Origin of the sequence: Streptomyces sp. NBC_00569 (assembly GCF_036345255.1) — a bacterium.
Lineage (GTDB): Bacteria > Actinomycetota > Actinomycetes > Streptomycetales > Streptomycetaceae > Streptomyces.
In genome coordinates, this window is record NZ_CP107783.1 from 3,077,975 (window position 1) to 3,098,146 (window position 20,172).

General features: G+C 69.2%; 12 protein-coding genes. 5 read left to right on the forward strand and 7 right to left on the reverse strand.

Features of this window, described 5'->3' with window-relative positions:
- Positions 1 to 94: 94 nt before the first annotated feature.
- The 4 genes from OHO83_RS13845 to OHO83_RS13860 all read left to right on the forward strand — a co-directional run bounded on the left by OHO83_RS13845 (position 95) and on the right by OHO83_RS13860 (position 4,744).
- Entirely contained in the window at positions 95 to 805 is a 711-nt protein-coding gene (locus OHO83_RS13845; protein ID WP_330279547.1) for a ferritin-like domain-containing protein, read from the forward strand.
- A 134-nt stretch (positions 806 to 939) separates the two neighbouring features.
- A complete protein-coding gene (locus OHO83_RS13850; RefSeq protein ID WP_266675038.1) occupies positions 940 to 2,166 on the forward strand; it encodes a thiolase family protein in 1,227 nt (408 codons plus the stop codon).
- Positions 2,163 to 4,295 carry a 3-hydroxyacyl-CoA dehydrogenase NAD-binding domain-containing protein gene (locus OHO83_RS13855; protein ID WP_330279548.1) on the forward strand — a complete coding sequence of 711 codons (2,133 nt, stop codon included), beginning with the start codon at positions 2,163 to 2,165 and terminating at the stop codon, positions 4,293 to 4,295. The genes OHO83_RS13850 and OHO83_RS13855 overlap by 4 nt, the downstream gene beginning before the upstream one ends.
- A gap of 98 nt (positions 4,296 to 4,393) precedes the next feature.
- The gene (locus OHO83_RS13860) at positions 4,394 to 4,744 is read left to right on the forward strand and encodes an NTP pyrophosphohydrolase (RefSeq protein ID WP_330279549.1); all 351 of its coding nucleotides are present in this window, start codon (positions 4,394 to 4,396) and stop codon (positions 4,742 to 4,744) included.
- A 22-nt stretch (positions 4,745 to 4,766) separates the two neighbouring features.
- Here OHO83_RS13860 and OHO83_RS13865 read toward each other — a convergent pair whose 3' ends face one another.
- The 5 genes from OHO83_RS13865 to OHO83_RS13885 form a co-directional block, all read right to left on the reverse strand.
- On the reverse strand, positions 4,767 to 7,514 hold the full coding sequence (locus OHO83_RS13865) for a bifunctional glycosyltransferase/CDP-glycerol:glycerophosphate glycerophosphotransferase (protein WP_330279550.1): 2,748 nt from the start codon (positions 7,512 to 7,514) through the stop codon (positions 4,767 to 4,769).
- Positions 7,515 to 7,564: 50 nt separating this feature from the next.
- A complete protein-coding gene (locus OHO83_RS13870; RefSeq protein ID WP_266675034.1) occupies positions 7,565 to 9,040 on the reverse strand; it encodes a glycosyltransferase family 2 protein in 1,476 nt (491 codons plus the stop codon).
- Positions 9,041 to 9,061: 21 nt separating this feature from the next.
- Complete coding sequence (locus OHO83_RS13875; RefSeq protein WP_330279551.1) at positions 9,062 to 11,803, reverse strand: bifunctional glycosyltransferase/CDP-glycerol:glycerophosphate glycerophosphotransferase; 2,742 nt, start codon at positions 11,801 to 11,803, stop codon at positions 9,062 to 9,064.
- Between the two features lie 46 nt (positions 11,804 to 11,849).
- Complete coding sequence (locus OHO83_RS13880) at positions 11,850 to 13,658, reverse strand: stealth family protein (protein ID WP_266675032.1); 1,809 nt, start codon at positions 13,656 to 13,658, stop codon at positions 11,850 to 11,852.
- Positions 13,659 to 13,886: 228 nt separating this feature from the next.
- Complete coding sequence (locus OHO83_RS13885) at positions 13,887 to 15,014, reverse strand: hypothetical protein (protein WP_266675031.1); 1,128 nt, start codon at positions 15,012 to 15,014, stop codon at positions 13,887 to 13,889.
- A gap of 331 nt (positions 15,015 to 15,345) precedes the next feature.
- Between OHO83_RS13885 and OHO83_RS13890 the strand changes: the two genes are divergently transcribed.
- Positions 15,346 to 16,434 carry an LCP family protein gene (locus tag OHO83_RS13890; protein WP_266675030.1) on the forward strand — a complete coding sequence of 363 codons (1,089 nt, stop codon included), beginning with the start codon at positions 15,346 to 15,348 and terminating at the stop codon, positions 16,432 to 16,434.
- Positions 16,435 to 16,469: 35 nt separating this feature from the next.
- On the opposite strand, the gene OHO83_RS13895 is transcribed toward OHO83_RS13890, so the two are convergent.
- Positions 16,470 to 17,960, reverse strand: coding sequence for an amino acid permease (locus OHO83_RS13895; RefSeq protein WP_330279552.1), 1,491 nt, complete (start codon positions 17,958 to 17,960; stop codon positions 16,470 to 16,472).
- Positions 17,961 to 18,109: 149 nt separating this feature from the next.
- Positions 18,110 to 20,035: a 1-deoxy-D-xylulose-5-phosphate synthase gene (dxs, locus tag OHO83_RS13900; protein WP_330279553.1), complete on the reverse strand. Its 1,926-nt coding sequence runs from the start codon at positions 20,033 to 20,035 to the stop codon at positions 18,110 to 18,112.
- Between the last annotated feature and the right edge of the window lie 137 nt (positions 20,036 to 20,172).

The following is a 20,172-nucleotide window of genomic DNA, read 5'->3' on the forward strand; positions in this document are numbered from 1 at the left end:
GGGCGCCGCGCGGCGCCCCGGGTTCGTCGCGGTTTCGTACCGGTGGCCCCTCTTCGCTCGTCGCGGCGGGGAGGGCATGCCTACGGTCACTCCCATGATCACCAGGGGGTACGAGGCATGGCTGCGCGACTTCGAGGACGAGCGGGAGCGCCGGGCCGCGGCACCGGAGCCCGCCTGGGAGCAAGGCGCGCGGGTGCATCCCGCGATCTGGCGGAGCGTGCGGCGCTTCCAGGTCGGCGAGAGCGGTGACGGGGCGAACCTGATCGCCAAGGCCGACCGGGCGGGCGACGCGCCGTACGCGCGCGCCGTACGGCTCTTCGTGGCCGAGGAGCAGAACCACGCCCGGCTGCTCGGGCTGCTGCTCGGCGCCGGCGGGGTGCCGCAGCTCACCTCGCACTGGAGCGACACCGTCTTCGTCCGGCTGCGCCGGCTTCTCGGGCTGCGGCTCGAACTCCTGGTCCTGATGGTCGCCGAGGTCGTGGCGCTGCGTTATTACCGCGCGCTGCGCGACGGCACCGGCGACGCGCTCACGACGCGGGTGGCCGGGGCGATCCTCGCCGACGAGGTGCGGCATGTGCCGTTCCACTGCGAGCGGCTGCGCGAGGCCTTCGCGCGGATGCCACGCCCGTTGGGGCGCCTGGTGCTCCTGGGGTGGCGGGCGCTGCTCCTCGCCGCGGCGCTCGTCGTCGCCTGCGACCACGGCTCGGCACTGCGCGGGTTCGGGGTGGGACGGGTGCGGTTCGTCCGTGACGTGACCGCTTCGGCGGGGCCCGTGGTGCGCTCGATCCTCGATCGCGCGGTGTGACCTTCGCCGCTCCGGCCGGGGGGACTACACGTCTTGGTTACCCGCAAGTAGCATGACGGTATTCGCAGCGCGCTTCCCGCATCCCGGGTGCGTGCCGCGCGGCAGTGCCATCCCGCATCTGGAGGAGAGCCATCGTGCCTCGTACCGTCAGGGACGTCGTCTTCGTCGACGGCGTCCGCACCCCGTTCGGCAAGGCGGGCCCGAAGGGCATCTACCACGAGACCCGCGCCGACGATCTCGTCGTGAAGGCCATCAGGGAGCTGCTGCGCCGCAACCCGGCCCTCGACCCGGCGAAGATCGACGAGGTCGCCATCGCCGCGACCACGCAGATCGGCGACCAGGGCCTGACCCTCGGCCGCACCGCCGGCATCCTCGCGGGCCTCCCGCAGTCCGTGCCCGGCTACTCCATCGACCGCATGTGCGCCGGCGCGCTGACCGCCGTCACCGCCACCGCGGGCTCCATCGCCTTCGGCGCGTACGACGCCGTCATCGCCGGCGGTGTCGAGCACATGGGCCGCCACCCGATGGGCGAGGGCGTCGACCCGAACCCGCGCTTCGTGTCGGAGAAGCTCGTCGACGAGTCCGCCCTGTTCATGGGCATGACCGCCGAGAACCTGCACGACCGCTACCCGCAGATCACCAAGCAGCGCGCCGACGAGTACGCCGTGCGCTCGCAGGAGAAGGCGGCGAAGGCGTACGCGAACGGGAAGATCCAGCAGGACCTGGTCCCGGTCTCCGTGCGCAACACCAACCCGGACGTCGGCGAGACCGGCTGGGGCCTGGTCACCGCCGACGAGCCGATGCGCCCGGGCACCACGCTGGAGAACCTGTCCGGCCTCAAGACGCCGTTCCGCGTGCACGGCCGCGTCACCGCGGGCAACGCCGCCGGTCTGAACGACGGTGCGACCGCGTCGATCATCGCGTCCGAGGACTTCGCCCGCGAGCACAACCTCCCGGTCAAGATGCGCCTGGTCTCCTACGCCTTCACCGGCGTCGAGCCCGAGGTCATGGGCTACGGCCCCATCCCGGCGACGGAGAAGGCCCTCGCCAAGGCCGGTCTGTCGATCGAGGACATCAACCTCTTCGAGATCAACGAGGCCTTCGCCGTCCAGGTCCTCGCCTTCCTGGACCACTACGGCATCGCCGACGACGACGCGCGCGTCAACCAGTACGGCGGCGCCATCGCGTTCGGTCACCCGCTGGCCTCCTCCGGTGTGCGCCTGATGACGCAGCTTGCCCGCCAGTTCGAGGAGCAGCCCGAGGTCCGCTACGGCCTGACGACGATGTGCGTCGGCTTCGGCATGGGCGCCACGGTCATCTGGGAGAACCCGCACCACAAGGACGCCGGAGGCGACAAGTGAGCACCACCACCGCTGAGCTCTTGAAGGGCGCCGCCGAGCTGTTCCCGGACGAGGTCGTCACGTCGGCGAACGTACGCCACCTCGACCTGCCGTTCGGCGCGGGCCGGTTCGCGCTGATCACGCTCGACAACGGCTTCGACCACACCAAGCCGACCACCTTCGGCCCGGCCTCGCTCGCGAACCTGAACGCCGCGATCGACCAGGTCGAGAAGGAGGCGGCCGACGGCACGATCGTCGGCGCCGGCATCACCGGCAAGCCGTTCATCTTCGCCGTCGGCGCCGACCTCAAGGGCGTCGAGCTCCTCAAGAAGCACGACGACGCGCTGGCCATCGGCAAGGGCGGCCACGAGGTCTTCAAGCGCCTCTCGGGCCTCGCCGTGCCGACGTTCGCGTACTACAACGGCGCGGCCATGGGCGGCGGTGTCGAGGTCGGTCTGCACTGCACCTACCGCACCGTCTCCAAGGCGCTGCCCGCGTTCTCGCTCCCCGAGGTCTTCCTCGGTCTGGTCCCGGGCTGGGGCGGCTGCGCGCTGCTCCCGAACCTGATCGGCGCCGACAAGGCCGTCTCGGTCATCATCGAGAACTCGCTCAACCAGAACCGCCAGCTCAAGGGCAAGCAGGTCTTCGACCTCGGCATCGCGGACGCGATCTTCGAGGGCGCCGACTTCCTGGAGCAGTCGCTGATCTGGACGGCGAACGTCCTCAAGGGCGACGTGGCCGTCGAGCGCGCCGAGGTCGACCGCGGCGACGCGTGGGACGAGGCCGTCGCGCGCGGCAAGTTCATCGCCGACAGCAAGGTGCACGGCGCCGCCCCGGCCGCGTACCGCGCCCTCGACATCATCGCCGCCGCGAAGGACGGGAACCTGCAGGCCGGGTTCGACGCCGAGGACAAGGCGCTCGCCGACCTGATCATGGGTGGCGAACTGCGTGCGGGTATCTACTCGTTCAACCTCGTCCAGAAGCGCGGCAAGCGCCCGGCGGGTGCGCCGGACAAGTCGCTCGCGCGTCCGGTCACCAAGGTCGGCGTCGTGGGCGCGGGCCTGATGGCCTCGCAGCTCGCGCTGCTCTTCCTGCGCCGCCTCGAGGTGCCGGTCGTCCTGACCGACATCGACCAGGAGCGCGTCGACAAGGGTGTGGGCTACGTCCACGCCGAGATCGAGAAGCTGCTCGGCAAGGGCCGCATCAACCAGGACAAGGCCAACCGCCTCAAGGCGCTGGTGAGCGGCGTCCTGGACAAGGCCGAGGGCTTCTCCGACGCGGACTTCATCATCGAGGCCGTCTTCGAGGAGATCGGCGTCAAGCAGCAGGTGTTCGCGGAGGTCGAGGCGGTCGCCCCGGCGCACGCGATCCTCGCCACCAACACCTCGTCCCTCTCGGTCACCGAGATGGCGTCGAAGCTGAAGCACCCCGAGCGGGTCGTCGGCTTCCACTTCTTCAACCCGGTCGCGATCCTCCCGCTCCTGGAGATCGTCCGCGGCGAGCAGACCGACGACGCCTCGCTGGCCACGGCCTTCGGTGTCGCCAAGAGGCTGAAGAAGACCGCGGTTCTGGTGAAGGACGCCCCCGCGTTCGTCGTGAACCGCATCCTCACCCGCTTCATGGGCGAGATCCAGAACGTCATCGACGAGGGCACCCCGGTCGAGGTCGCCGAGAAGGCCGTCGAGCCGCTCGGCCTGCCGATGTCCCCGCTGGTGCTCCTGGAGCTGGTCGGTCCCGCGATCGGCCTGCACGTCTCGGAGACCCTGAACCGCGCCTTCCCGGAGCGCTTCACGGTGTCCCCGAACCTCGCGGCGGTCGTCAAGGCCGGCAAGCGTGGCTTCTACGTGTACGACTCCGGGAAGCCGGAGCTCGACCCCGAGGTCGCCGCGCTCCTCGAGCAGGGCGATGTCGTCCTGACGGAGGAGCAGGTCCGTGACCGCGTGCTCGACGCGGTGGCGCAGGAGATCGGCCTCATGCTCGACGAGGGCGTCGTCGCCGAGGCCCAGGACATCGACCTGTGCCTGATCACCGGCGCCGGCTGGCCCTTCCACCTGGGCGGCATCACCGCGTACCTGGACCGTGAGGGCGTCAGCGAGCGGGTGACCGGCAAGCGGTTCCTGGCGCAGGGCGTGGCCAGCGTTCCGGCGTAACTCCCCGGCGTTCCCGGTGCCCGGCATGCCAACTGGCGTGCCGGGCACCGGCGTTTGCGGGGTCTGGGTACGCTCGTGCGGGAGAAGGGCGGGACCCCATGACCATGCTGCTGATCGTCGACGGTGCCAATGTCGTCGGTTCGGTTCCCGACGGGTGGTGGCGCGACCGGCGGGGCGCGGCCGAACGGCTGCGGGACAGTCTGGTGGCCCACGCCGAGCGCGAGGACGTCGACATCGTGCTCGTCGTCGAGGGCGCGGCGCGCGGGGTGGGGTCGGTGCCGGGCGTACGGGTCGAATCGGCGGCGGGAAGCGGCGACGACCGCGTCGTGGAACTGGTCGCCGCCGCCGGAGGGCCGTGCACCGTGGTGACCGCCGACCGTGAACTGCGTCGCCGCGTGGGCGAGTTGGGTGCCACCTGCGTGGGACCCCGGACGGTGCGGCCCGCGTGAGACACGCGCGCCGCGACACGTCCTAGCCGTCCGACGCCGCGAGCTCCGCGATCGCGGCCGTCGCGCGAACGCAGTTGTCGCGGTCCTCGAAGGCGAAGAACGCCCGCGCCCTGCGGTCGTACTCCGGCTCGCGCGCGCACCCGTTGCCGAGGTAGCGGATCACTTCGGTCACGACCTCGTCGACATTGCCGCACACCGGCCCGAACCCGTCGTGCTCCGCCTCGAAGTAGCCCTTCCTGGCGTGCTTCGCCCAGTACTCGTCCGGGTCGAACCGGGCGTAGACGAGCGGCGTGCCGAGGTAGGCCATGTCGAAGTGGACCGAGGACCAGTCCGTGATGAACAGGTCGCACTGGCGCAGGGCTGTCTGGACGCTGACCTTCGTCTGGTCCAGGCGCTGCACCCGGGGGTGGTCCGGGACGACTCCGTCGATCATGTTCCGCATCTCGTAGTGCGGCAGGAAGTCGAGCGTGTAGTCGTAGTACTCCAGCGCCTCCATCAGCTTCGGGTCGCGCAGCAGCCGTACCACGAAGTCCCGGTAGGCCGACTCGCGGAAGATCTCGTTGACGGCGTCCTGGTCGGCGCCCTCCTGCTGGAGGTAGGAGGGGATCGTCAGGTACTTGCGCCAGGTGGGCATGAGGAGGATGCGGCGGCCGCCGCGGTCCGGCTGGAGCGCGTCGAAGCGCGGGAAGCCGAGCGCCTTCGCCTGCTCGCCGTAGTGCATGTGCTCGGAGAAGTACTGGGCTTCCCGGTCACTGGTGGCGAACACCAGGTCCACGCCGGTCCTGTTGCGGTGCAGGGCCTTGCTGCCGTCCTCGTCGGTGACTCCGTGCTGGAGGAAGACCCGCTTGGCGCCCACGCGCCAGTTGAGGTGCTTGAGGTACTGCCCGCGGTCCCAGCCGTCGGGGAGCATGTACGAGTCGATGTCATAGGCGTTGATCAGCAGCGACGCGTGCAGCATCAGCAGCTTGTGCTTCCACGAGCTGTGGGCCACCACGTTCCCCAGGCGCTTCAGCTTGGCCCGGTCCGCGCTCGCCTTGTCGATGACGTAGTACGCCTTGCGGCGGCGCTCGTGCGTACGCAGGTACCTGAACAGGTGCAGGCTGTTGTCCTGTGCGGTGTCCCTGCGCTCGGCGATCAGCCAGATCTCCTTGCGGCGGAAGAACCTGAGCGTGGCGCGCCGGATGGCGCGGGCCCGCCAGAAGGGCGCCTTGCGCTTCTTCTGGTCCTCGTCCATGCCCTGGAGGAACTCCTCCCAGTCCTTGTCGGCTCCCCTTCCCTTGCCCTGGACCTCCCGGACGAGCAGAACGGCGTTGTCCTTGCCCTTCGACATCGGCAGGACCCAGCGGCCCCCGACGTTCATGCCGCGGGCGCTGCGCAGCATCGCGGTGGTGGTCATGCACGGGCGGGAGACGTCACGACCGGAGGTGCAGAACACCAGCTTCAGCGGGAACTCGCCGTCCTTGATGGCCCCTACGGGGACCACCGCCTCGAATCCGCCCCATTCGAGATCGTCACGGGTCGCCTTCAGGTCGCTGCGCCACACCTGCCGCGCGGTCACCATCTGGCCGCTCGTCTCCGGCCACAGCTGCATGGGGTTGCGCATGGGCCGGTTCATCGGCAGTCCGTTGAGCACGAAGCGGCCGGCCACGACGATCCCGTCGGACTCGGGGTCCTCCTGGATGCGTTCCACGTGCACGCTGGTGGAGGAGACCTTGGTCAGCGGGAGCAGCGCGCTCGGCACCGAGAGGTCGAGGTAGAGGTCACCGGCCCGCCCGTACACACCGGTGATCGCCTGCTCCCGGCGGGCGAAGAGCTCGAACCAGTTCATGTACATCGCGAGGAACGGGACCCGGTGGCGGGTGTCGTGGGTGGACGTCATGACCGCGTCGGGCGTCAGCTGGGTGTAGACGGCGCGGGCCCGCGTGAAGAGCTGGAACAGCTCCTGCTCCTCCATGACCTGCGGCGCGCGCAGGGCGAAGCCCTGGTAGCTGCGCACCAGGAACCGGTTGAGGACCTCCTGCCGGTGGCCGGAGAGGCGGTGGCGGAGCGTCATCAGGTACTCCTCCAGCAGGAGGTGGTCCCAGTAGTTCGCCTTGCGCTCCCACAGCTTGTCCATCGTGGAGTCCTCGGCGGCGCGCTTGCGGTACTGGTAGACCGTGCTGGGCACCATCGCGATGCGGTCCGCGAGCAGCATGGCGGGAACCGAGAAGAACGCGTCCTCGAAGTGCACGCCTTCGCGGAACCGGATGTTGTTCGCGCGGATGAACTCGACGTCGAAGAGTTTGTGGCAGGCGCTTCCGCCGTGAATCATCTCCGGAATGTTCTCGATACCGGGATGCACCTGGACATTCGCCCCGAAGTAGCGGAGCCAGGGCCAGTTGGTCGCCTCCGGGAACGTCTCCATACGTCCGATGGTGAGCGGCACGCGCTCCTTCACCGCGGTCCGCCACATGACTTCGAGGGCGTCCTCGGGCAGTACGTCGTCGGAGTCGCAGAACGTGATGTAACGGGAACTGACCAGGTCCATTCCCGCGTTACGGGCGCCGCCGGCCTTCCCCGTGGGGTGGACGAACGCCCATACGTTCTGGTGCTGGGCGGCGAATCCCGCGGCGATGGCAGGCGAGCTGTCGCTGCTGCCGTTGTCGACGAGAATCACCTGGCAGCGGTCGAATATCGTCTGGCGCGCCAGCGAGTCCAGGCACTCCTGGAGATATCTCTCCACGTTGAAGACGGGGACGACGACGGCGACGTCGTAGACGGGATCGAACACTTATGACTCCTGTTTTCTGCCGAATACCCCATCTCTGGAGCGGATGTTGATCAGGCTTGCGTGGACTCGATGACGAGGCGGGCGTCCGAGCCCTCGGCGGCGATGCGCGTCAGGCCGTGGAAACCGGCCACCGGGGGCTGCTGGACAACGCCCGGGGACACACCGCACGGCCGCGAGACGTTCCTGCCCCGGGTGCACAGCACCAGCCGTACGGGGAAGGTGCCGGCCGGGAACTCCCGGGGGTCGAGGGTGACGCTGAAGGCGGCTCCCCCCTGACCGGCCTGGTCGTGGACCTGCCCGTGGTTCACCGCCGGAAGGGTCTTGCCGCTCCGCTCGAACCAGACCTGCAGTTCGATCTTCTCCAGCAGTTCGTCGGGAATCCCGTTCACCGAGAACCGCCCGTGGACGACCGCGCTCCCGCCGTCGCCGGCGGAGATTCCCTCGATGCGGGCCGGAACCGAGGTGACCTTCGTGAGCGGCAGCGCCCAGGACGTGCCCGGGTAGTCGACGTAGAGGTCCGCCTCACGACCGAAGATCGGGCCGAGGACGGCGGCCGGGCGGTAGAAGAGGTCGAAGTCCCCGAAGTGCAGCGCGAGATAGGGAAGCCGGTGCCGGGTGTCGTTCGTGCTGCGGGCGATGGACTCGGAGGTGATGCCCCAGTACAGCGCGCGGCACCGCTCGAAGAGCTGCCGGCACTCGGATTCGCTGAGGACCCGCGGGGCCCGCAGCAGGAAGCCCTGCATGCTGCGGATGAGGAACCTCTCCAGCGTCTCCTGCTGGTACGGCGTCAGCTGCTCGCGCATCGCCGCGAGGTACTCCAGCATCACCAGCTGGTCGGCGTAGTTCTGCGGGAGGTCCCAGAGGGTGTCCATGACGGACGTGCCGTCGCCGCGCCTGCGGTACTCGTAGACGGGGGAGTCGACCAGCGAGATGCGCTCGGCCAGGAGCAGAGCGGGGATCGACACGTAGGCGTCCTCGAAGGCCGTGGCGGTGCCGAACCGGATGCCCTGGGAGCGCAGCAGGTCGAGGTCGAAGATCTTGTTCCAGCAGGACGCCGAGTGGATCAGGTCGGGGATGTCGACGACGCTGTCCACCGTCTTGACGTTCTTGCCGAAGTACTTGTGCCACGGCGCCTTGACGGGCTTCGGGACCTGCTTCTCGCGGCCCACGACGACAGTGGCCCGGGTCTTGACGATGGTGTTCCGCAGAACTTCCAGGGACCGCTCGGGAACGATGTCGTCGGCGTCCCAGAAGACGATGTACGGCGTCGCGGCCATGTCCATACCCGTGTTCCGCGCGTCGCCGGCTCTTCCGTGCGGCTGCGCGACCAGGTCGACGTTGGGATACAGAGCGGCGAACTCACTCGCGATACCCACCGAGTGATCGGTGCTGCCGTTGTCGACGAGTATCACGTGTGCACGCGAGAAGGCCGTCTGTGCCGCCACCGAGGCCAGGAATTCGGAGAAGAAATTCTGGACATCGCGGAACGGCACGACGACGGTCACGTCACGGCCGGCTTGAGACATACTTCCTCCTGACACGCCACATCAATGATTCAGCCCCCGAACGAGACGGTCGATCGCTTCCGACGCCCTCACGTTGTTCTGCTGGTCTTGGTGCTCGAAGAACTTCTCGACCCTGCGCAGGTATTCAGGTTCTCTTTCGCAGCCGCGCTGCACGTAGCGCACCACTTCGCCCACCACGTCCTCGACGGATTCCCCGACCGGTCCGAAGCCGTCACGGTGGGCGTCGAAATACCCTTTTCGGTAATGCCCGTCCCAGTACTCCTCGGCGTCGAACTGCGCGTAGACAAGGGGAGTTCCGAGGTAGGCGACGTCGAAGGCGGTGGAAGACCAGTCGGTGATGAAGAGATCGCATCGGCGCATCGCGTCCTGCACGCTGATCTCGTTCTGGTCGATGATGCGGACCCGCTCGTGGCCCGGCGCCATCTCGCCCACCACCGCGCGCATTTCGTAGTGCGGCAGGAAGTCCAGGGTGTAGCCGTACCGTTCCAGCGCGGCCAGGAGGTTCGGGTCGTTCAGGAAACGGACCATGAAGTCCCGGTAGCTGGAGGCGAGGAAACGGTCCTGCATGGCTCGCTTCGCCTCGCCGCCACCGCCGTCACGGCTGTACGAGGGGACGGTCAGGTAGGCGCGCCACGTCGGCATGAACAGGATGCGGCGCCCGCCGCGGTCGGGTACCAGCGCGTCGAAGCGCGGGAAGCCGGTGACCGCCACCTGCCCCTCGTAGCCGAGTTCGGCCGACAGGAACTCCCCCTCGTGCCGGCTCACCGCGAGAATGAGATCGACGCCCGTGCGGTTGCGGTGCAGGCCCTTGCTGACGTCCTTGTCCGTCACGCCGTGCTGGAGGAACACCCGGCGGGCGCCCACCCGCCAGTTCAGGTGCTTGAGATAGCGGGTCCGGTCCCAGCCGTCGGGGAGCATGTAGGTGTCGATGTCGTACGCGTTGATCAGTGCGGACGCGTGCAGCATCAGCAGCTTGTGCTTCCAGGAACTGTGCGCGACGACATGCCCGAGGCCCGCCAGGTGCGCACGGTCGGGACTGCCGGCCCGGATGACGTAGTACGCCCCGCGGCGCTTCCCGGCGGTGCGCTCGTGGCGGAAGAGGTGCCAGCCGTTGTCCTGCGCGGTGTCTCCGCGCTCGCCGAACAGCCGGATCTCCCTGCCGAGGAACAGTGGCTTCGTGAGCAGGCGGGCGAGCCGCTGCTTCCAGAACGGCCGTCTGCGCAGCACGTGCTTGGCGTCCTTGGCGAGCAGGCCGCCACGGATGCGCTGGGCGAGCCCGCGCGAGGAGCCGAAGACCATGAGGATCGCCCGGTTGCTCCCCCGCCAGTGCGGCACCACCCTCGTCCTCCGGTGCCGTACGACGCGCGCCCCGCGCAGGTAGCCCGCTGCGACCAGGCACGGGGTGACCGTCTGGCCACCCTCGGCGTCGAGGACGAATTCGAGATCGTGCACGCCCGGCCGCAGGGCGTCGAGGGGCAGGTCGGCGGTGAAGCCGCCCCACTCCGTGTCGGGCCGCAGGTTCTTCATGTCGCGCCGGCGGACCTGCGTGGCGGGCGCGCTGAGGCGGCTCCCCCGCACGCGCAGGCCGAGCCGGCCGTGCAGCGGCCGGACCAGCGGCATCCCGCAGACCTCGAACCGGCCGGAGACGCGCAGCATCCTGGTGCCGGGCAGGCGGCGGACGTGCTCCACATGGGCAGTGAAGGGCGTGGCTTCGACCAGCGACGACAGCCCGTCCGGCACCTTGTCGGCGAAGTGGGGCCGGCCGTCGCGCACCGAGAGCCGGTGCAGCCTGGCCGCCCGGTCGGCGAAGAGGCCGAAGTCCCCGGTGATGAAGGCGTGGTAGGCCACCCGGTGGCGACCGTCGGCCGTGGCCGCGACGACCACGTCGGGGGAGACGTTCCAGTAGACGGCGCGGCACCGCCCGTAGATCTCCTCCAGCTCCGCCCCCTGGAAGAGGTCGGGCGCCCGCAGCGCGAAGCCCTGGTAACTCCGTACGAGGAAGAGGTCGAGCACGGCCCGGGACGGTGCGGGGACGGACGCTCCCAGTCCGTGCAGGTACTCCACCAGTTGGAGGTGGTCCCAGTAGTTCTGCCGCCGGGTCCAGATGGCGTCCATGGTCGAGTTCCCGGCGGCGCGCTTGCGGTACTTGTAGACGCACGCGTCGACCAGGGCGAGTCGGGTGGCGAGAACGAGGGCGGTGACGCCGACGTAGGCGTCCTCGAAGTGGACGCCCTCCGCGAAGCGGATGCGGTGAGCACGCAGATAGGACAGGTCGAAGAGCTTGTTGCAGGCGCTCGCGCTGTGCACCAGCTCGGGCGCCTCGGCAACGCTCGCGAACGTCCGGTCGCCCTTTCCGAAGTGGTCCTTCCAGGCCCAGCGGGTCGGCTTGGGGAACGTCTCCATCGCGCCCACGACGACCTGAGCGCCGGTGGTGAGCGACGCGTCCAGCATGCGTTCGAGAGCGGTGGGCGGCAGCACGTCGTCGGAGTCGCAGAACGTGATGCGCGCACCGGTCGCGCGGTCCATCCCGAGGTTGCGCGCCGCTCCGGCGCCGCCCCCGTGGCGCACGAGCACCGTGGCGTTGGCATGCCGAAGGGCGAAGTCCGCGCAGAGCCGGTACGAACCGTCGCTGCTGCCGTTGTCGACGAGGATGACCTCGCAGCGCTCGAAGACGGTCTGCGCCTCGATGGAGTCCAGGCACTCCTGGAGGTACTGCTCCACGTTGTAGACCGGCACGACCAGCGTGACGTCATAGGAATTCATGCTCGGCAGGACCCATTCGCGGACGGTGCGACGGGGGACGGAGATCTCATCGGTCGGCGGCCTTCACGAGTTCGTCGAGATCCGCGCTCTGTTCGAGAATGTTGACGTGTTCCGGGACTTCGTAAGGGCTCGGCACCGGGAAGTACGCGTCGAGGAAACTCGCCAGCATTTCCTTCTGCCGCTCGGGATCGGCGGATTCGACCGTGTCGTTGAGGCAGAAGGTGTCCATGTTCCGATGGGCGAGGAGCGTGTTCAGTCGCCGCTCGGCGAGGTCGGCCGAGAGGTCGATGTACCGGTACTGGATGTCGCCCACGGTCGCCCGCGCGGAGTGGTAGGCGAAGTAGTGGTGCAGCGACGAGGCGATCGGGACGTCACCGGGGGAGCGGAAGCGCGAGTGCTGGGTCGCGGCGTGCTCCTGCGTGAAGGTCTCCTCGATCTCCTGGAGCACACTCCCGCGCAGCGCGTGCGGTGTGTGCTTCATCTTCTGGGAAATGGCGGTGCCGAATTTCTGGGCGATGAGCCAGCGGCTGTTCTTCCCGGCGGCGTTGACGGGAAGATCGGTCGAGGCGATTCCGCCGCCGGGTATCAGTGCGGGCGACGTGAAGAACTTGGTGATGCCGTTCGGGTGGAAGAAGTGCGCGGGCGTCACCGGCCGCCCGAAGAACACGTCGTCGTTCAGGTAGAGGAAGCACTCCGAGAGCCCGGGGATGTGGTGCAGCTGGCTCTCGATGGCATGGGAGTTGAACGTGGGCAGGGCGGCGGGGTTGGAGAAGATCTCCCGGTGGTCCACCACCCGGAGGTTCGGGTGCCGGGCGTTGAGCCAGGACGGGACCTGCCCCGCCGTCACGAGGTGGATGTTGCGCACCCAGGGCGCGTTCTGATGGAGCGACCGCAGCGAATAGCGCAACTCGTCACGGCTGGTGTACCGCGCGTCGTTGGCCGCCTGCTCGTGCAGCTCGTCCCCGGAGAACCCCTGGCGCATCCGGTCGCGCTGCGCCCGCCAGACGGGGTCCGAGTCGTCGACCCAGGTGTAGACGACGTCGATGGGGAACTGGTGGTCCTCGGGGAGCTGGACGGAGAACTCGGGCAGCGTGCGGGCATCGCCCGTGTGGTACGCGGGAGGTATGGGGCTGAAGAGTCGCTGGGGAGCCGACTTGCGGGGGGCGTCCACCGGGACGGCGTCGATGACCCGGTTGGCGCGGGGGGCCCTCAGCTCCCCCTCACGCTCGGCCCACACTTCGAGGTCACAGCCGGCGGCCGCGCCGAAGACGAGCTGCTGCGTCGGGTCGCACACGTACCAAGCGACCCGCAGCACCTTGTTCTTGCGCAGCGCGCGCCATGACCGCTCGTCGTCGCCGGGCTCCATCCGCGCCTCGTCGCCGCCGGCCGGACCGACGTAGCCGGGTGCCTGCTCGAAGGCCAGCTGGAGCACTTCCTCGGCGGCCGGGCGGGATGTGGCGGGGATGGCCACGGCGGGCAGCCCGTTGGCCGTACCCCGCACGCAGAAGTAGTCGATGCCGGCCGCGTCCAGGACCGAGACGACGATGTTCAGGTTGCGGGCCCGAGCCGCCCAGTCCGTGGCACCGGCGACGGTCAGCGCACGCATGTGGCGGCGCCCGACACGGACGACGCGCTGACTGTAGGCGGCGCTGTGGCGGGGAGCCCTGCGCTTGCCCCCCATGGCCCAGACGACTGTCGCGGAGCGGACGGTGTCGGCCACATTGAGCGAGGACTTCACGGCCTTGCGGACCGGGGTCGGTACACCGCGGACGATGCGCTGCCGGGCGCCGACCGGGACCGCGGACCGGTATGCCGAAACCAGCGCACCGGATTCAGGGTTGTCCGACCCACCCACGAGGCAACCACCGTCCCCACTTTGCAGCCCCGTCCCCCGGGCTCGTGGCACTTGCGCCACCGCGACGACCCGCTTACCGGGCATTCACCGGACTCTCACACGACCTTTACCTAAAGTACAGGTCAAGGCTTCAACTAAGCGTCACCTAGCGAGTGAGGATCATCACTTTGGGGCGGTACAACCTTTTTCAGGCCTAGCCATGCAGTGGAATTTGGTGTAGAGGAAGGCTCAATTGCCGGGCAGGCGGTCCCAGTCGGACAGGGTGAGCCCGGGCTCCGGACGCTGCCGGCTCACCAGAACGCTGCCGTCCGTCGCGACCGCCGCCATGACGACCCGCCCCCGCCCGTCCAGCGCCAGAGCGGGAGTGCCCGCACAGGTCACTCCTGTGTCGGTCCACCACAGTCCGGCGGATTCGCCACCGGTGCCGCAGACGCCGAGCACGGCCGTTCCCGCGTGCCCCTGGTGGGCCAGAACCGTGCAGTCGTAACCGTCGACGAACGCGCGGAGCGTGGAATGGGGTCCCTCCCCCGGGGCTCCGCCCACGGGGAATGCCCATTCGCCGGGCCGTTGCGCGTAGACGCCCGTCCCGCTCTGCTCGCTCCAGTACGCGGTGAAGACCCCGGGGCCGGTCTCCAGGAGCGCTGCCGAACCGGGCACCGGGGCAGGCATGAGGTCCTGCGCACGGCGCAGGTCCGCACCCTGCTCCATCTGCACCCAGCGCATCACCGACCTGCGCCCCGGCGCGAGGAGTTCGACCAGTCCGGCAGAGGTCGCCGCGGCGGCGGGTCCGCCCACGACCTCACCGCCGCGCAGGTCCTGCCACGCCTCCCACGCCCCGCTCCTGGACTCCCGGCGCAGCATGACGCCACCGGCTCCGCCCGAGACGAAGACATGGACGGTGCCCTGTCCGTCGACGGCGGCGGCGGGGTCTCCGAGCGTCGCCGCGTCCCTCGCCTCGCGGTACGGGTTGCCCAGGGAACGCCACTCCCCCAGCGTCCGTCCCGACTGGTACTGCACGGCGTAGAGCAGGTCGACCTTCGCGGCGCCGCCGCTCGGCCGCTTCTCCCTGCGGCCGAGGAAGTGCGCATAGCGGTTCGCGCCCTGGGCGACGGTGAGGGAGGTCAGTCCCGCGACGGGGAAGAAGTCCGGCCGGGTCCAGCGCCCGCTGCCGACGGCGGTCTCCGTCCAGCGGTTCACGCCGCCGTCGACGAGCGCGTACACCGCGAGACGGTCGTCGTTCCCCCGCAGCAGCCACGACCCCGTGGCCGACGCCGCGGATGCCGCCCGGGGCCGCTCCTCGACGTCGACGCCGGATCGGGTCCGCCGGTCCACCGTCTGCGCACCTCTACCGCGCATGTGTGCCGTCCCCTCCCGCGCCGAGCCCGGCGTTCACAGATCATTCCAGAATTCGACACATCATATGCCTGTACGAACGACCGTCCCCCTGTTCGCTCGACTCGGCAAAAGTCACAGGTGGCGGCCATTCCGGCGGGTTCGGAAGCGCGCCGGGACGGCCCCGCTCGGCCCCAGCTCCCCTGACCAACCGGGCACTTCACTCATAAGAGTTTTCGAGTACATGTCTATAGTTCAGTCCCAACCAAGCGTCAGCCGCGCGGCACAGACCCGGTTCTCCTGGGTCTGTCTGCTGCCCCTGCCCATCGGGCACTAGTTGCGAGGACACCCCGCGATGAGCCATGACCTGAGCACCGCTGTGCCGCCGTCCCGCCGGAGCTCGCCCGGCAAGCGCAGCCGCAAGGCTCCGAAGAAGCGCCGGACCGGCAGGATCGTGCTCCTGTCCCTGCTCGTCCTCGCGCTCGTCGTCGGCGGTACGGGTTACTGGCTGTACAGCGATCTCAACGGCAACATCAGCGGGGTCGACCTCGACAAGGCGATAGGCGACAACCGTCCCGAGAAGCTCCCGACCAGCGGTCAGAACATCCTGGTCCTCGGTTCGGACTCACGCGCCGGGGACAACGCGGACCTGGGCACCGGCAAGGTCGCGGGCGCCCGCTCCGACACCGCGCTGGTGATGCACATACCGGAGGGCCGCACGCGGGCCACCGCCGTCAGCATCCCCCGGGACACCCTCGTGACCCGCCCCGAGTGCACCAAGTCGGACGGCTCCAAGATCCCCTCGGCCAAGCGCGTCATGTTCAACTCCGTGTACTCGCTCGCCGGTCCGGCCTGTGTGGTCAAGACCGTCGAGGACATGTCCGGGGTCCGCATGGACCACTTCATGGAGATCGACTTCTCCGGGTTCAAGGGACTCGTGGACGCGATAGGCGGCGTCACCGTGACCGTCGACAAGCCGATCCACGACAAGTCCAGCGGCCTCGAACTGAGCGCGGGCACCCACAAGTTGAACGGCACCCAGTCGCTGGCCTTCGTGCGGACCCGCCACGGCATCGGCGACGGCAGCGACCTCGGGCGCATCGGCCTCCAGCAGCAGTTCATGATCGCGCTGCTCGGCGAGGTCAAGAAGCAGGACCTGCTGGGCAGCCCGACGAAGACGTTCAAGATCGCGGACAGCCTCACCTCGTCGCTGACCACCGACTCCGACCTCGCGTCGTTGAAGTCCCTGGCCGAGTTCAGCCGCAGCATGCACGGCGTCGACCCGGCCACCATGGAGACGATCATGCTGCCGGTGCGCTACGACACCGCGGACCCCAACCGCGTGGTGGCCGCCGAGCCCCAGGCCACGCAGTTGTGGAAGGCGATCCGTACGGGCGGCGAGATCCCCGAGTCCGCCAAGAAGTCCCCGGCGCAGGGCGGCTGACCGAGCGTCAGGCCCGTCCGGGGCACCGCGTCCCCCTACTGCACGCCCGCCTCCTCCTGCCGTCCCAGCCGGCTGTGCGAGCGCCCGTACACGAAGTACACGATGATGCCGATCACCATCCAGGCGGCGAAGCGCAGCCAGGTCTCCGCGGGCAGGTTCAGCATCAGCCACAGGGACGCGAGCACCGACAGGATCGGGATGAACGGCACCAGGGGGGTGCGGAAGGCGCGGGGCAGGTCGGGGCGGGTGCGGCGCAGGATGACGACGCCGAGCGCGACGACGACGAACGCGAACAGCGTGCCGATGTTCACCAGTTCCGCGAGCTCGCTGAGGCTGGTGAACCCGGCCAGGATCGCAATGATCCCGCCGAGCAGGATGGTCGGCCGGTACGGGGTCTTGAACCTCGGGTGGACGACGGAGAAGAAGCGGGGCAGCAGCCCGTCACGGCTCATCGCGAAGAACACCCGGGTCTGGCCCAGGAGGAGGATCAGGCAGACCGTCGTCAGGCCGACCGCGGCGCCGAAACTGATGACACCCGCGTACCAGGGGTGCCCGGTCGCCTTGAAGGCGTCCGCGAGCGGGGCGTCGATGGACAGCTCGCTGTACCTCTGCATGCCCGTGACGACGATCGACACCGCCACGTAGAGCGTGGTGCAGATGATCAGGGAGCCGAGGATGCCGCGCGGCATGTCCCGCTGCGGGTTCTTCGTCTCCTCGGCGGCGGTGGCCACGACGTCGAAGCCGATGAAGGCGAAGAAGACGACGGAGGCGGCGGTGAAGATGCCCATGACGCCGAAGTCGGTCGGCGTGTAGCCGAACATCAGCTGCACGAGCGGGGACTGGAGGCTGCTGCCCGCCTCCTGCGCCTGCGCCTTCGGGATGAAGGGCTTGTAGTTGTCGGCCGTGATGAAGAAGGCCCCCGCGATGATCACGATGAGGACGACGGCCACCTTGATGGCGACGACGACCGACGTGACGCGGGCGGAGAGCTTCATCCCCAGGACGAGGATGACGGTGAGCACCAGGACCAGGGCGGCGGCGAGGATGTCGAAGCCGAACCCCGTGGCCCCGTCCCGCCCGCTCAGCGACACGGGCAGATGCCAGCCGGCGTTGTCGAGGAGCGAGCGCACGTAGCCCGACCAGCCGACGGCGACCACCGCCGTGCCGAGCGCGAACTCGAGGACCAGGTCCCAGCCGATGATCCATGCGGGGAGTTCGCCCAGTGACGCGTACGAGAAGGTGTACGCGGATCCGGCGACCGGGACGGTGGACGCGAACTCCGCGTAGCACAGCGCGGCCAGGCCGCAGACGACGCCGGCCACGATGAAGGCCAGGGCCACCGAGGGGCCCGCGTTCTCCTTGGCGACCTTGCCCGTGAGGACGAAGATGCCGGTGCCGATGATGACACCGACACCGAAGACGGTGAGGTCCAGAGCGGACAGCGACTTCTTGAGTGCGTGCTCCGGCTCCTCAGTGTCCAAGATCGACTGTTCGACCTTCTTCGTCCTGAAGAGGGTGCTGCTCACGGTCGTACCTCCCACGCATTGTCGTCCTCGACATGATCGAGGGGGCTTTCGCTCCGTATGCCCCGGCACGGACGCATTCACGCGAATGGGCCGGTCCCACCACCCTTGCGGGGTGGCGGGACCGGCCCATGGAGCAGCCTGTGAGGGGGTCAGTCGCGCGCGGGCTCCACCGCGTCGGTGGCCGTCGCGCGCTCGAAGCGGCCGTCCAGCTTGGCGACCAGACCGGTGACCTGACGTGCGATGTCGGGGGCCGTGAGGCCGATCTCGGCCATGACCTCCTTGCGCGAGGCGTGGTCGAGGAAGCGCGGCGGGATGCCGAAGTCACGCAGCGGTACGTCGACGCCCGCGTCGCGCAGGGCCTGCGCGACGGCCGAACCCACGCCTCCCACACGGGAGTTGTCCTCGACGGTGACGACGACGCGGTGCTGCTCGGCGAGCGGCGCGAGCGCCTCGTCGACCGGCTTGACCCAGCGCGGGTCGACGACGGTCGTGGTGATGCCCTGCTTGTCGAGGAGCCCGGCGATCTCCAGGCACATCGGGGCGAGCGCCCCGACGGAGACCAGCAGCACGTCCGGCTTGGCCGCGGACGGCCTGCGCAGCACGTCCATGGCACCGACCTTGCCGACGGCCGGGACCGCGGGTCCGACGACGCCCTTCGAGTAGCGGACGACGGTCGGCGCGTCGTCGACCTGGACGGCCTCGCGCAGCTGGGCGCGCAACTGCTCGGCGTCGCGCGGGGCGGCCAGGCGCAGCCCGGGGACGACCTGGAGCATGGACATGTCCCACATGCCGTTGTGCGAGGCGCCGTCGTCACCCGTGACGCCGGCCCGGTCCAGGACGAAGGTGACACCGCACTTGTGCAGCGCGACGTCCATGAGGACCTGGTCGAAGGCGCGGTTGAGGAACGTCGCGTAGACCGCGAAGACCGGGTGCACCCCGCCGGTGGCGAGACCCGCGGCCGAGGTGGCGGCGTGCTGCTCGGCGATGCCGACGTCGTAGATGCGGTCCGGGAACGCGTCGGCGAACTTCTTCAGGCCGACGGGCTGGAGCATCGCGGCGGTGATCGCGACGATGTCCTCGCGGTCGTGGCCGAGCTTGACCATCTCGTCGCCGAAGACGGACGTCCAGCTGGCGGCCGAGGCCTTGATGGGCAGGCCGGTGTCCGGGTGGATCGGGCCGATGCCGTGGAAGCGGTCGGCCTCGTCCTGCTCGGCGGGCTTGTAGCCGCGGCCCTTCTCGGTGAGGCAGTGCACGATGACCGGTCCGCCGAACCGCTTGGCGCGGGCCAGGGCCGACTCCAGGGCCTCGATGTCGTGGCCGTCGATGGGGCCGACGTACTTCAGGCCGAGGTCCTCGAACATGCCCTGCGGGGCGATGAAGTCCTTGAGGCCCTTCTTGGCGCCGTGCAGGGTCTCGTAGAGCGGCCTGCCGACGACCGGGGTGCGCTCCAGGAGGTCCTTGCCGCGGGCCAGGAACCGCTCGTAGCCGTCCGTCGTGCGCAGGGTGGCCAGGTGGTTGGCGAGGCCGCCGATGGTGGGGGCGTACGAGCGCTCGTTGTCGTTGACGACGATCACGAGGGGGCGGTCCTTGGCGGCCGCGATGTTGTTCAGGGCCTCCCAGGCCATGCCACCCGTGAGCGCTCCGTCGCCGATCACGGCGACGACGTGGTCGTCCTTGCCGCGCACCTCGTTCGCCTTGGCGAGGCCGTCGGCCCAGCCGAGGACCGTGGAGGCGTGCGAGTTCTCGATCACGTCGTGGTCGGACTCGGCGCGCGAGGGGTAGCCGGACAGGCCGCCCCTGGTGCGCAGCTTGGCGAAGTCCTGACGTCCGGTGAGCAGCTTGTGCACGTAGGACTGGTGACCGGTGTCGAAGAGCACCCGGTCCTTCGGCGAGTCGAACACGCGGTGCAACGCGATGGTGAGTTCGACGACGCCGAGGTTGGGGCCGAGGTGGCCGCCGGTCTTGGATACCGCGTCGACCAGGAAGGTCCGGATCTCGCCGGCCAGCTGGTCCAGCTGGTCCAGGCTGAGCCGGTCCAGATCGCGCGGTCCCGTGATGCGGGTCAGCAGCGGCACCCGTGCCTCCTTGCGATAGAACTGATCGAGCTTTTGCCGGGCCTGTCGAGTCTAATGTTCCGCCTTGGCGCGCGGCGCCCGGGCTGTGCGTTGTACATCACGCGATCGGCCGTACCCGAGGAGTACTCACGTTCGGT